Consider the following 13,599-nt stretch of genomic DNA (forward strand, 5'->3'; position numbering starts at 1 on the left):
AACTTCCTGCCTCCTATTGAGCCTGACCCATGGCAACTACTGATCAACTGATCATCTGCGAGCACTGCGACTGCGTGTATGAAAAAGTCACGCTCGCCAAACATCAGAAAACCCTGTGTACACGCTGCGGCGGTGTGCTTCAGCGCTATAACGGCCTGACGGTGGAACAGCGCCTGGCGTTGACCTTCACGGCATTGATGCTGTGGATCTTTGCCAACTTCTATCCAGTCATGAGCATCAGCCTCAAAGGCCTGAAAAATAGCGCAACACTTTGGGATTCGGTGCTGGCATTGAGCCTGGGCCCCATCACATTCATCGCCATGGTGGCGGCGATCGCCATGATCATCGCGCCGATTTTCCAGTTGTTGCTATTGATCTGGGTCCTGAGTTTCGCCCTCGCCCATCGGCGCTCACCCGGTTTCAGGTACTGCATGCGCTGGCTGGAAACCCTTCGGCCCTGGAGCATGCTGGAAGTCTGTCTGCTGGGGGCAATGGTCGCGGTCATCAAGCTCGCCGGGTTGCTGGATGTACTGCCCGGCATCGGTCTGTTTGCCCTGGCCATCCTCAGCCTGATGATGATCCGCCTCGCCGGCCGCGATATCCGCGAATTGTGGGATAGCCTATGACAACGCCTCCGGTCGCCAGCGAACTCAACCTGTGCCTGTGTCACAGCTGTGGGCTGGCCTGCGACACGACCCACAATCCCCACGAATGCGAGCGCTGCGGTGCACCGCTGCATCGGCGCAAGAATAATTCGCTGACCCGTACCTGGGCCTACATGTTGACGGCCCTGGTGTTTTACATTCCGGCCAACCTGTTGCCGGTGATGAACACCAAAATGGTCGGCAATGGCGCCGACAGCACGATCATGAGCGGCGTGATCGAGTTCTGGCAGCACGGCGCCTGGGACATCGCCCTGATCATTTTCATCGCCAGCATCGCGGTGCCAGGCGTCAAGTTCGTCGCCCTGACGCTGCTGCTGGTGACCGTTCAGCGCGACAGCCAATGGGCGCGCAAGGAGCGCTCGAAGATGTACCGTTTCGTCGAACTTATTGGCTATTGGTCGATGCTCGACGTCATTGTCGTGGCCCTGGTGGCGTCGCTGGTTAAATTTCAAGCCCTGGCCGACATCGAGCCGCGCGCAGGCATTCTGTTCTTTGGCCTGGTGGTGGTGTTCACCATGCTGGCGGCAATGAGTTTCGACCCGCGCCTGATCTGGGATAAACAACCGGACCAAGCGCGAGATAACCCAAATGAGGAGGTCACGGATGAAGTCACAAGCCACTGACGGGCCACAGGCCCCCGGGCAGGCTCCCATCAAGACCCGCCGTTTCAGCGTTTCGCTGGTGTGGATCGTGCCGATTGTCGCGGTGCTGGTGGGGATCTCGCTGGTGGTCCACAGCATGTTGCAGGAAGGGCCGACCATTACCATAACGTTCAAGACCGGCAGCGGACTGGTAGCCAACAAAACCGAGGTCAAGTACCGCAACGTCGTGATCGGCCATGTCTCGGACGTTGAGCTGAGCGACGACCAGAAGAGTGTCAACGCCACGGTCAAGCTGGAAAAACAGGCAGAAACCTTTACCCGCGAGGACTCGCAGTTCTGGGTTGTCAGGCCGCGGATCGGGGCCGGTGGCGTGTCGGGTATCGACACATTGTTGTCCGGTGATTACATCGGCGCCGATATCGGTCAATCCAATAAAAGGTCGAAGAACTTCAAGGGCCTGGAAAACCCGCCGCCTATCACCTATGGCGAACCGGGCAAGCGTTTCATCTTGCACACAGAGGATCTCGGTTCGCTGGACATCGGTTCTCCCGTTTACTACCGCAAGATTCCTGTCGGCCAGGTGGTGGCCTACGCCCTGGACGCCGATGGTAAAGGGGTGAACATCGAGGTCTTCATTCATGCGCCCAATGATGCCTACGTCACCGAAAACACCCGGTTCTGGAACGCCAGCGGGATCGACTTGAATGTCGGCGCCAACGGCTTTTCGGTAAAAACCGAATCGTTGTCATCCATCCTGGTGGGCGGCATCGCCTTCCGCGCTCCGCAATACAACCCCAACGATCAACCGGCCACCGAGGCAAAAACATTCGACCTGTTCGAAGACCAGCTAACCGCCCTCGCCCCGCCCAGCGGCAAGGGACAGTACCTGAGTTTGCGTTTCGATCAGGCCCTGCGCGGACTCAAGGTCGATGCGCCGGTAGAATTTCTTGGCGTGGAAGTCGGTAAAGTCGTGTCGATCAATCTGGATTTCGACGCGAAAAAGCGTACATTTCCGCTCAATGTCGGAATCATGATCTACCCGCAACGACTCGGCCAGGCCCACACCAAGATGCTCGAGGTTTTAAAGCATGATCCCAATGACGAAGCCGCAGGCATACGCCTGATGGGCACTTTCATTGAGAACGGCCTGCGCGCCCAGGCCCGTAGCGGCAATCTGTTGACCGGTCAGCTGTACATCTCGCTCGACTTCTACCCCAAAGCGGAGAAAGTCGCGTTTGACCCAACCGCCCGCCCCGTCATGATTCCAACGGTTCCCGGCAGCCTTGAGCAGTTGCAGGAAAAACTGGAAGGCATGGTCAACAAGATCAATCAACTGCCAATCGAGCGCATTGCCAACAACTTCGACAGCAACCTCGTCGAACTGCGCAAAGGCCTGACGCAATTCAACGCCAAGACCCTGCCTATCGTGCAAAGCACCCTGGGAGACGTCAGCAAAACCCTGCAATCGGCCAGCACGACCCTGCAATCGGCCAATTCGACGCTTGCCGAAGACTCGCCACAACGGGAAAAACTGGACCAGACCATGGACGATCTCGGACGCACGTCGCGCTCCTTGCGTGATCTCGCCGATTATCTGGGCCGGCATCCGGAATCGTTGATTCGCGGTCGTCCGAACAACGCCGCGCCGATCGATATGCAAGGGCCGCCGAGCAAATGACCACAGGAGCAACATTCATGGCTTTTCCGCTGAAAATCACGTTGGTCGCCGCGTTGTCGTTGCTCGCTGCGTGCCGCAGCGATCCGATCCAGTTCCACACCTTGACCCCAGCCCAACCGGCAGGCAGTTCACGCGGTACCGCGGATATCCAGATTGAGATGCTCACTGTCCCGCCGCAGGTCGATCGCCCGCAGATCGTCGTACGCCAGGGCAATACCGGCATGGCGATCCTGGAAACCGAATGGTGGAGTGCCAGCCTGGTGGATGAATTGCGCAGTGCCTTGGTCGAACAGATGATCAACAACAATCCGCAACGCAAGGTGTCGGTGCGCCTGGAGGTACAGCGCTTTGATTCGATTCCCGGCCAGTATGGATTGCTCGACGTGAAATGGCGCCTTCGTAGCAGCAATGGCCATGAAAACATCATGGAAAATTGCCGCAGCACCCTGCAGACGCCCTCAGGACCATCGATCGATGAGCTGGTAGCGGCACAGCAGAACAACGTCAGGCGCCTGGCCGCGCTGATCAGCCAGGCAGCGGCTGGCACGCAAAAAGGTTGTCCTTCGGCAAATGCCAGCCCGTAACACAATCTCCTGTGGGAGCCTTTGTGGCGAGGGGATTTATCCCCGTCGGGCTGCGAAGCGGCCCCCATACCTAAAATCGCGGTGTATCAGGTACATCGTGGACAATGGTTTTACGACTGCTGCGCAGTCGGACGGGGATAAATCCCCTCGCCACAAAGGCTCCCACAGGTTTCTTTAATTGGAGGATTTGACAATTTTTTCTAATTCGCGGCTCTGCATTAGCCGCGCCTTAAATCTGCAAATGATTCGTATTGATCTACAATAATTGACGTCCTTCTTTTGTCGATTCGCACGAATCCGCCTGCAATACTAAAAAAAACAGGAGTTGGCGCTGCATGAAATCCCCTATCCCTTCGTTCCTCAAAAAGGCCTTGTTGGCCACCGCTTTGCTGAGCGCTGGTCACGCGTACGCAGCCGATACCGTCGGCATCGTGGTCTACAACGCACAGCATGAAAGCCTGACCAAATCCTGGGTCGAAGGGTTTACACAGGAAACCGGTATTGCGGTGACCTTGCGCAATGGCGATGACACCGAAATGGGCAACCAGATCGTGCAGGAAGGGGCCGATTCGCCGGCCGATGTATTCCTCACCGAAAACTCCCCGGCCATGGTGCTGGTGGACAACGCGGGCCTGTTTGCACCCGTCGATAAGACCATCTTGGAACAAGTCGATGCGGCCTACCGCCCGGCCCACGGTAAATGGGTAGGGATCGCTGCGCGTTCCACGGTGTTCGTCTTCAACTCGAGCAAACTGCCCGAAGCCCAGTTGCCCAAATCGATCATGGACCTCGCCGCGCCAAGCTGGAAAGGCCGCTGGGGTGCATCCCCGGGTGGCGCCGATTTCCAGGCGATTGTTGCCGCCATGCTGGAACAAAAAGGCGAAGCCGCGACCCTCGACTGGCTCAAGGCGATGAAAACCAATTTCACCGCGTACCGGGGCAACAGCTCGGTGCTCAAGGCGGTGAACGCCGGGCAGATCGACAGCGGCGTGATCTACCACTATTACAGCTTCGTCGATCAGGCCAAGACCGGCGAGAACAGCAAGAACACTGCCCTGCACTACTTCAAACACAAGGACCCGGGGGCGTTTGTCAGCATTTCAGGTGGCGGCGTCCTGGCCTCCAGCAAACACAAGGAACAAGCCCAGGCGTTCCTCAAGTGGATCACCGGCAAGGACGGCCAAGCCATCCTCAAGGACGGCAAGTCGTTTGAATACGCCGTGGGCAAGAACGCCGAATCCAACCCTAAACTGGTGCCTTTGCAGCAGCTCGACGCGCCGTCCGTCGACGCCTCGAAACTCGACAGTAAAAAAGCCGTGGAGCTGATGACTCAGGCGGGACTGCTTTAATTGATGCCTGAAATCCTGCCGGCGGGTGCCGTCCAAGCGTTACCCGCAAATTTGCGTAGACGGTCACGCGGCGTGTTCGCGAGCCGCGGTGGTGCGTGGGTGGTCGGTTTGTCGGTGCTGGTGTCGTTGCTGGCGCTGCTGCCGATTGCCTACGTCATCGGCGCGTCCTTGCAGACCGGCTGGTCCACGGTGGTGACATTGGTGTTCCGGCCACGGGTGGGCGAGTTGTTGACCAACACCGTGTTGCTGGTGGTGCTGACGATTCCCCTCTGTGTGGCGCTGGGTGTGACACTGGCCTGGCTGACAGAGCGCACGGACTTGCCGGGGCGGCGTTGGTGGTCGTTACTGGCGACGGCCCCCCTGGCGGTGCCGGCCTTTGTCCACAGCTATGCCTGGGTCAGCCTGGTGCCGCCGATCCACGGGTTGTTCGCCGGGGTGCTGGTGTCGGTCATTGCCTACTTCCCGTTTCTGTACTTGCCGATTGCCGCGACGCTGCGTCGCCTCGACCCGGCCATTGAGGATGTCGCCGAATCGCTTGGACTCAAGCCGTGGGCGGTGTTTTTTCGCGTCGTGCTGCCGCAGTTGCGCCTGGCCATTTGCGGTGGCGCGTTGCTGGTCGGCTTGCATCTGCTGGCCGAGTATGGCCTGTACGCGATGATCCGCTTCGACACCTTCACCACCGCGATCTTCGATCAGTTCAAATCCACCTTCAACGGGCCTGCCGCCCACATGCTGGCCAGTGTGCTCGCCCTGTGTTGCCTGGTGATGCTGACCGTGGAGTCCGCCGCACGGGGCCATGCGCGCTATGCCCGCGTGGGCTCGGGCAGCGCCCGTGAGCAACGGGTGGTGTGCCTGAAAACCCCGGCCAGGGTGCTCGCGCTGGCCTTGCAGAGCGCCACCTGCACCCTGGCGCTGGGTGTGCCCTTGATCACCTTGGGCCGGTGGTTGGTCGCCGGAGGCGTGCAGGCCTGGGACCTGGGCGAGCTTATGCCGGCGCTGCAACAGACCCTGCTGCTGGGCGTCGCGGGCGCAGCCCTGACCACCTGCGCCGCCATTCCGATTGCCTGGCTGTCGATCCGTCACCCAGGACGCCTGCATCGGATACTGGAAAGCTGTAACTACATCACCAGTTCATTGCCGGGCATCGTCGTGGCGTTGGCCCTGGTGACCGTGACCATTCATTTTGCCCGGCCGATTTACCAGACAACCATCACCGTCCTGCTGGCTTATCTGCTGATGTTCTTGCCCCGGGCCCTGGTGAGCTTGCGCGCTGGCATCGCCCAAGCGCCCGTGGAACTGGAGAATATGGCGCGCAGCCTGGGCCGCTCCCCTGCCCGCGCGTTGTGGCTGATCACCCTGCGCCTGGCCGCTCCGGGTGCGGCTGCCGGTGCTGCGCTGGTGTTTCTGGCGATCAGCAATGAACTGACCGCCACCCTGTTGCTCGCGCCCAATGGCACGCGGACCCTGGCTACCGGGTTCTGGGCCATGACCAGCGAAATCGACTATGTCGCGGCGGCGCCCTATGCCCTGCTGATGATCCTGTTGTCGCTGCCGTTGACCGGGCTCCTTTATCACCAATCGAAAAAAACGGCTGGCCGATGAACACTCTTGAACTGCATTCACTGAACAAATCCTACGGTGCCCATAGAGCTCTGGATAACGTCAGTCTGTCGGTGCCCAGCGGCAGCCGTACGGTCATTGTCGGTCCCTCGGGCTCGGGCAAGACCACCTTGCTGCGGATGATTGCCGGCTTCGAGTTCCCGGACTCCGGCCGCTTGTCGCTCAATGGGCAAATCCTGGTCGACAGCACCCATGAAGTACCGGCGCACCAACGCCTGATTGGCTATGTCCCGCAGGACGGCGCCTTGTTCCCGCACATGACCGTGGCCGCCAACATCGGCTTCGGGTTGTCGATCAAAGGCAACGAAAAGCATGAGCGTGTCGCTCAATTGATGGACAGTGTGGCCCTCGATTCGAACATGGCCGGGCGCTGGCCTCACGAGCTGTCTGGCGGCCAGCAGCAGCGTGTGGCGCTGGCACGGGCGCTGGCGCAGCAGCCTCGCCTGATGTTGCTGGACGAGCCGTTTTCGGCACTCGACACCGGCTTGCGCGCCGTCATGCGCAAGATGGTCGCCCGCCTGCTGGCAGACGCGGGTGTCACCACCATCCTGGTCACCCATGATCAGAGCGAAGCCTTGTCCTTCGCCGATCAACTGGCGGTGATGCGACATGGCCGGCTGGTGCAGTCAGGCCATCCGCTGGACCTCTATCGCTACCCCGAGGACGAACAGACCGCGCTGTTTCTCGGCGACGCCGTGGTCATGCCGGCCCGGATCGAGGCTGGCTGGGCGCATTGCGACCTGGGCCGGATACCGGTCAACAATCATCGCAACAACCACTGCGCGCAGATCATGCTGCGGCCCGAACAGTTGCAACTCGCCAGTTTCCTGCCTGACGCCAGGGGTGTCACTGGCTGCCGTGCCAGGGTGATTGATCGCGATTTCAGCGGCAACACCTGTACCTTGACCGTGGAGTTGCAGCCTCGCGCGCCCGACCAGCCCATCGGGCGCACTTTGCTGGTACGCAGCTCCGGCATGTATGCACCGCCTGCCGGCAGCGCAGTCCAGGTCTCGACCATCGGCCACGCGCATGTGCTGAGCGAGCCTTGATCCCTAAACCTTGGCCCTTGGCCTTCAAAGGTCGAAGCGATCCACCGCGCGACGCCGCTCGTTGTCGTCGCGCACATCGTAGTTGGCCGTGGTCTGGATATTGCTGTGATGCGCCAGTTTTTGCGCGATGGACAGGTCGTGTTCTTCAATCACCCGGGTGATGAACGAGCGGCGAAAATCATGGGGCATGATTTTCACCCCCACCTGCGCGCCCCGCTGCCGGGCTATGTAGTAGATCGCGTGTTTGGTAATGCGCTCGCGGGTGATGTGACTGCCACGACGGATACGATTGAACAGGAATGGGTCGTCCTCTTCGCCTTCCTTGAGCATCGCGCGGCGCAGTTCCAGCCAGGCATCGAGTTTGGCGAAAGCCCAGGCCGGGGCGTACTTGATCAACTGTTTGTTGCCCTTGGCAGTGACGCGCAGGCTGCGCTCATTGAAGTCGACCTGGCTCAGGTCGAGGTTCACCGACTCCGATTTGCGCATGCCCGAACCGTACAGAATCGCGATGATGGCTGCGTCCCGCAGGCCTTGTGGCCTCGGATCGGCGGCGCAGACTTCCATCAATTCCTGGATCAATGAGCGCCGCAGGTTGCGCCCCTGGGACAGGCGCGTGCCGGCAATACCCTTGACCGAGCGCATTTTCAACAAGTGTTCCTGGCTGATCAGGCTCATGCGCCATGCTTCGTTCATCACCCCGCGCACCGCATTGACGTACAACGACGAAGTGTTGGGCGCATAACCGTCGGTGCGCAAGGCGGCGACCAGGGCGATGACATCTTCGGGCTGCAGGTTGTGCCAGGCAATCTCCTCGACATTCACCTCTTCGAAGCCCAGGCGGTCGGCGGCGTCCTGCAGGACATAACGCATGGTCAGTTGGCTGGAGGGCGCCAGTCGCGCCAGATACAGGGTGAGCGGATTGGGTCTGAGGGCACTTGGATCAGTTGCGGGTAAGTCAGTCAAACGAAACGGCCTTGGATAAAGAGGAAACAGAAAACGCCATGGAGACAGGGATGGCCGCTACGCTGCCGGTCATGGCCGGGAAAGTCAATGCTGTGCCGACAACGGCCCCTGCGGCCACGATAGACGAACTGAAACATGGCGATGCTAAACCTTGACCGGACTCGATCGGGGCAGGAGCAAACCATGAGAATCAGTGTATTTGGTAGCGGTTACGTTGGCCTGGTGCAAGCCGCCGTCCTGGCTGAAGTCGGCCACGACGTGGTCTGCATGGATGTCGACGAAAACAAAGTCGAGTCGCTGCAACAAGGCCACGTGAGCATTTTCGAACCGGGGCTGGCCAGCCTGGTGCGCGAAGGCCTGGATACCCGTCGGTTGCAGTTCACCAGCGATGAGAAACTCGCGGTGCAACATGGCCAGGTGTTGTTCATCGCGGTCGGTACGCCGTCCCGCAACGATGGCTCGGCAGACCTGAGTCAGGTGATGGCGGTGGGCGAGGCCGTGGCGCGGCACCGTGAACAACCGCTGATTCTGGTGGAGAAGTCCACGGTCCCGGTGGGCACCGGCGATGCCCTGCGCGCGCATATCGACAAGTGCCTGATCAAGGTCGGGCGCCTGTTGCAGTTCGATATCGTCTCCAATCCCGAGTTTCTCAAGGAAGGCTCGGCCGTGGCCGATTGTCGGCGCCCGGACCGTATCGTCATAGGCTGTGAACGCGAAGAAGTGCGTGACGTGATGCGTGACCTGTACGCGCCGTTCAACCGCAACCATGAACGCATCATGTTCATGGACCTGCGCAGTGCCGAGCTGACCAAATACGCCGCCAACTGCATGCTGGCAACCAAGATCAGCTTCATCAACCAGATCGCCGAGCTGGCCGAACACCTGGGTGCCGACATCGAATCGGTGCGCCTGGGCATCGGCGCCGACTCGCGCATCGGCTACCACTTCATCTACCCCGGCTGCGGTTATGGCGGCTCCTGCTTCCCCAAGGACATGCGTGCCCTGATCCACAGCGCCGAAGAGGCCCATTGCTCCAGCGACCTGCTACAAGCGGTGGAAGCCATCAACCAGCGGCAGAAACACAAGCTGTTCGAGCGCCTCAAGGCCTTCTACAAAGGCGAACTGCGGGGCAAGACCTTCGCCGTCTGGGGCTTGGCATTCAAGCCCAACACCGACGACATGCGCGATGCACCGAGCCGCATACTGCTCGAATCGCTATGGGCCGCAGGTGCCAATGTCCGGGCATTCGACCCCGAAGCCATGCAGCAAACCCAGCAGCTGTACCCCGATGAAATCAGGCTGATGCTCATGGGCACGCCGGAATCGGTGCTCAACGGTGCGGACGCGCTGATCATTTGCACCGAGTGGCAACAATTCAAGGCGCCGGATTTTGATCTGATCCGTCAGCGCTTGAACGCACCGGTAATCTTCGACGGCCGCAACCTGTACGATGCCGAGCGCCTGGCGCGCAATGGTTTCATGTACTTCCCGATGGGCCGCGGCGAGTCGCGCAAGTTGCCAATTCCTTATCAGCAATGGCCTGCGGCACAGGTGGTCGCCTGACAACACACAACCCTGTAGGAGCTGCCGCAGGCTGCGATCTTTTGATCTTGATCTCGAAAAAGATCGCAGCCTGCGGCAATCGCAGTTGGCGAAGTTCAGTTTGTCGCGATGGATCGCTTAACGGTGGCCGGCGCGTGGCGATACATCAGAAATAATGAACTGAAGCTTCATTAATATGAATTTGTCAGCATCGGTAATGCGCGACACACTGTCGCCGTTCCTCCCCAATAGTTGGAACAACTTCAAGGGCTTTCTGGGTTTCCCAGGCAAGCCTTTTTTTTTCCTCGGTTTTTTAATGGAACGATGTTCATGCTTGCTCGCTGGTTGCCCGCCGCTATCAACACCCGCCCTTCGGAATGGAGTCGCGCCGCCATCGGCATGGCGCTGGGCACGATGTTGAGCGTCTGGCTGTGCGGTCAGGTATTCGGCATGCAAGTGGCGCAGCATCTGGTCGGCCCGCTAGGTGCCTCGGCGGTGTTGTTGTTTGCGGTGTCTTCCGGCGCGCTCGCGCAACCCTGGTCGATACTCGGCGGCTATTTGAGCGCCGCAGTGGTATCACTGCTGGTGGCCCACGTGCTGGGCCGGACACTGGGCAGCGCTTGCCTGGCGGCGGGCATGGCGTTGATCCTGATGTGCTGGCTGCGTTGCCTGCACCCGCCGGCCGGGGCGCTGGCATTGCTGCTGGTCCTGGCGGACCCTGCGACCATTGCCATGGACTGGAAAGCCCTGGGCCCGGTGATGCTCGCCGCATCGACCATGCTGCTCAGCGCCCTGACCTACAACAACCTGACACGCATCCGCTATCCCAAGCGTGCCAGCGAGCCGGTCGCCGGGGTTCCTGCCGACCACCCTCCCGTGGAGTCTCAAGCGATCACCGCCCAGGATCTGAAACTGGCCCTGGCGGACATGGAGGCCTTCTTCGACGTCACCCCGCAAGACCTCGAACAACTGATCCATGCCATTGAGTTGCACGCCAAGCGGCGCAGTATTGGTGAAGTGTTAAGCCGTAGCGCCTGAATCGGCTTTATCTGTAGGAGCGAGCCTGCTCGCGATGGACGTTAACGATAACGAGGGCTGCCTGGATCAACGCGGTGCCCTGACGTTCTTCGCGAGCAGGCTCGCTCCTACAAAAATCACTGCAAAAATGCAGAAAGAACCTGCACATATCCCGGTTGTACAAGGCAAATTTGCACTGTTACGATCCGGCATCGCTCGCGCGCGAGCTTGTCTATAAAGAACAATAAAAGCAGGGAGTTAGTGATGACTGCTCAGGTTTTATCGAAGGGGACTTCGTCTATGGATGCCACGCAAAATGAAGTGCTGGCCGAGGTTCGCAACCACATCGGTCACCTGACCCTCAACCGTCCCGCCGGCCTTAACGCCATCACCCTGGAAATGGTGCGCCATCTGCAGCGTCAGCTCGATGCCTGGGCACAGGATGACCAGGTGCATGCGGTGGTGCTGCGCGGTGCCGGCGAAAAAGCCTTCTGTGCCGGTGGCGACATTCGCTCGCTGTACGACAGTTTCAAGAGCGGCGACACGCTGCACGAAGATTTCTTCGTCGAGGAATACGCCCTCGACCTCGCGATTCATCATTACCGCAAGCCGGTGCTGGCCTTGATGGACGGCTTTGTCCTGGGTGGCGGCATGGGCCTGGTGCAAGGCGCCGACTTGCGGGTGGTCACTGAGAAAAGTCGACTGGCGATGCCTGAAGTCGGCATCGGTTATTTCCCGGACGTTGGCGGTAGCTACTTCTTGCCGCGCATCCCCGGTGAACTGGGGATTTACCTGGGCGTCTGCGGCGTGCAGATCCGCGCGGCGGATGCGCTGTACTGCGGTCTGGCCGATTGGTACCTGGACAGCAGCAAACTGACCACGCTGGATGAAAGACTCGATCAACTGGAGTGGCATGACACACCACTGAAAGACCTTCAGGGCCTGCTGGCAAAACTCGCCGTGCGACAGTTGCCCGATGCGCCACTGGCCGCCTTGCGCCCGGCTATCGACCACTTCTTCGCCTTGCCCGATGTGCCGAGTATTGTGGAGCAACTGCGTGAGGTAACGGTCGCCGACAGCCATGAGTGGGCCACGACCACCGCCGACCTGCTGCAGACCCGCTCGCCCCTGGCCATGGGCGTGACCCTGGAAATGCTCCGGCGCGGCCGGCACCTGAGCCTTGAACAGTGCTTCGCCCTTGAGCTGCACCTGGACCGCCAGTGGTTCGAGCGCGGCGACCTGATCGAAGGCGTGCGCGCCTTGCTGATCGACAAAGACAAGAATCCGCGCTGGAACCCGCCCACCTTGCAGGCGCTGGACGCCGAACACGTAGCGAGCTTCTTCAACGGTTTCGATGAGAGCGGGAGCTAAACCATGCACGATCTCGAATTGACTGAAGAACAAGTCATGATCCGCGACATGGCCCGGGACTTTGCCCGTGGCGAAATCGCGCCCCACGCCCAGGCCTGGGAAAAGGCCGGCTGGATCGACGACGCCCTGGTGGCGAAAATGGGTGAGTTGGGCTTGCTGGGCATGGTGGTGCCCGAGGAATGGGGCGGCACTTATGTCGACTACGTCGCCTATGCCCTGGCGGTGGAAGAAATCTCTGCCGGCGACGGCGCCACCGGCGCGTTCATGAGCATCCACAACTCGGTGGGCTGCGGGCCGGTCCTCAACTACGGCAGCGAAGAACAGAAACAAACCTGGCTGGCGGACCTGGCCAGCGGCAAGGTCATTGGTTGCTTCTGCCTGACCGAACCCCAAGCCGGTTCCGAAGCGCACAACCTGCGCACCCGCGCCGAGTTGCGCGATGGCCAGTGGGTGATCAACGGCGCCAAGCAGTTTGTCAGCAACGGCAAACGGGCCAAGCTGGCAATCGTGTTTGCCGTGACCGACCCGGACCTGGGCAAGCGCGGCATTTCGGCGTTCCTGGTGCCAACGGACACCGCAGGCTTCATCGTCGACCGCACCGAACACAAAATGGGCATCCGCGCCTCCGATACCTGTGCGGTCACGTTGAACAACTGCAGCATTCCAGAAGCCAACCTGCTGGGTGAGCGCGGCAAGGGCCTGGCCATCGCCCTGTCCAACCTCGAAGGTGGCCGCATCGGCATCGCCGCCCAAGCACTGGGCATTGCCCGCGCGGCGTTTGAAGCGGCGCTGGCTTATTCGCGCGATCGCGTACAGTTCGACAAGCCGATCATCGAGCACCAGAGCATTGCCAACCTGCTGGCCGACATGCACATGCAACTGAACGCTGCACGGCTGCTGATCCTGCACGCAGCACGCCTGCGCACGGCCGGCAAGCCATGTCTGTCAGAGGCCTCGCAAGCCAAGCTGTTTGCTTCGGAGATGGCCGAGAAAGTCTGCTCGTCAGCGATTCAGATTCATGGCGGGTATGGGTATCTGGAAGATTACCCGGTCGAGAAGTATTACCGGGATGCGCGGATTACGCAGATCTATGAAGGGTCGAGCGAGATTCAGCGGATGGTGATTGCCCGGGAACTGAAGAACTACCTGGTTTAAAAGC

The 13,599-nt window shown here is 60.2% G+C and carries 13 protein-coding genes; 12 read left to right on the forward strand and 1 reads right to left on the reverse strand.

Annotated elements, in window-relative coordinates; translation table 11 throughout:
• The first annotated feature begins 29 nt into the window (after positions 1-29).
• The 7 genes from ACA058_RS15895 (at position 30) to ACA058_RS15925 (ending at position 7,547) form a co-directional block, all read left to right on the forward strand.
• Positions 30-626 (forward strand): paraquat-inducible protein A, encoded by a 597-nt coding sequence (locus tag ACA058_RS15895; protein WP_497634849.1) that lies wholly within the window; start codon positions 30-32, stop codon positions 624-626.
• On the forward strand, positions 623-1,288 hold the full coding sequence (locus tag ACA058_RS15900) for a paraquat-inducible protein A (protein ID WP_497634850.1): 666 nt from the start codon (positions 623-625) through the stop codon (positions 1,286-1,288). The genes ACA058_RS15895 and ACA058_RS15900 overlap by 4 nt, the downstream gene beginning before the upstream one ends.
• A complete protein-coding gene (locus tag ACA058_RS15905) occupies positions 1,269-2,945 on the forward strand; it encodes a PqiB family protein (RefSeq protein ID WP_497634851.1) in 1,677 nt (558 codons plus the stop codon). The genes ACA058_RS15900 and ACA058_RS15905 overlap by 20 nt, the downstream gene beginning before the upstream one ends.
• Before the next feature lie 17 nt (positions 2,946-2,962).
• Positions 2,963-3,529: a PqiC family protein gene (locus ACA058_RS15910; protein WP_497634853.1), complete on the forward strand. Its 567-nt coding sequence runs from the start codon at positions 2,963-2,965 to the stop codon at positions 3,527-3,529.
• Between the two features lie 335 nt (positions 3,530-3,864).
• On the forward strand, positions 3,865-4,878 hold the full coding sequence (locus ACA058_RS15915; protein WP_497634855.1) for an iron ABC transporter substrate-binding protein: 1,014 nt from the start codon (positions 3,865-3,867) through the stop codon (positions 4,876-4,878).
• 3 nt (positions 4,879-4,881) lie between these two features.
• On the forward strand, positions 4,882-6,480 hold the full coding sequence (locus ACA058_RS15920) for an ABC transporter permease (RefSeq protein ID WP_497634857.1): 1,599 nt from the start codon (positions 4,882-4,884) through the stop codon (positions 6,478-6,480).
• Positions 6,477-7,547, forward strand: coding sequence for an ABC transporter ATP-binding protein (locus tag ACA058_RS15925; RefSeq protein ID WP_497634858.1), 1,071 nt, complete (start codon positions 6,477-6,479; stop codon positions 7,545-7,547). Before ACA058_RS15920 ends, ACA058_RS15925 begins: the two co-directional genes overlap by 4 nt.
• A 24-nt stretch (positions 7,548-7,571) precedes the next feature.
• Here the strand turns inward: ACA058_RS15925 and ACA058_RS15930 are convergent, their stop codons facing one another.
• A complete protein-coding gene (locus ACA058_RS15930; protein ID WP_497634859.1) occupies positions 7,572-8,510 on the reverse strand; it encodes a site-specific integrase in 939 nt (312 codons plus the stop codon).
• Between the two features lie 11 nt (positions 8,511-8,521).
• Between ACA058_RS15930 and ACA058_RS15935 the strand changes: the two genes are divergently transcribed.
• From ACA058_RS15935 to ACA058_RS15955, 5 genes are all read left to right on the forward strand, one after another.
• Positions 8,522-8,665 carry a hypothetical protein gene (locus tag ACA058_RS15935; protein ID WP_497634860.1) on the forward strand — a complete coding sequence of 48 codons (144 nt, stop codon included), beginning with the start codon at positions 8,522-8,524 and terminating at the stop codon, positions 8,663-8,665.
• A gap of 28 nt (positions 8,666-8,693) precedes the next feature.
• Positions 8,694-10,073, forward strand: coding sequence for a UDP-glucose dehydrogenase family protein (locus tag ACA058_RS15940; RefSeq protein ID WP_497634861.1), 1,380 nt, complete (start codon positions 8,694-8,696; stop codon positions 10,071-10,073).
• A 309-nt stretch (positions 10,074-10,382) separates the two neighbouring features.
• Positions 10,383-11,090, forward strand: a complete 708-nt coding sequence (locus ACA058_RS15945) for an HPP family protein (RefSeq protein WP_497634863.1) — start codon at positions 10,383-10,385, stop codon at positions 11,088-11,090.
• 243 nt (positions 11,091-11,333) lie between these two features.
• Positions 11,334-12,440 (forward strand): enoyl-CoA hydratase/isomerase family protein, encoded by a 1,107-nt coding sequence (locus ACA058_RS15950; RefSeq protein ID WP_497634864.1) that lies wholly within the window; start codon positions 11,334-11,336, stop codon positions 12,438-12,440.
• Between the two features lie 3 nt (positions 12,441-12,443).
• Entirely contained in the window at positions 12,444-13,595 is a 1,152-nt protein-coding gene (locus ACA058_RS15955) for an acyl-CoA dehydrogenase family protein (RefSeq protein ID WP_497634865.1), read from the forward strand.
• Positions 13,596-13,599 lie beyond the last annotated feature (4 nt).

It is taken from the genome of Pseudomonas sp. LBUM1649, assembly GCF_059716155.1.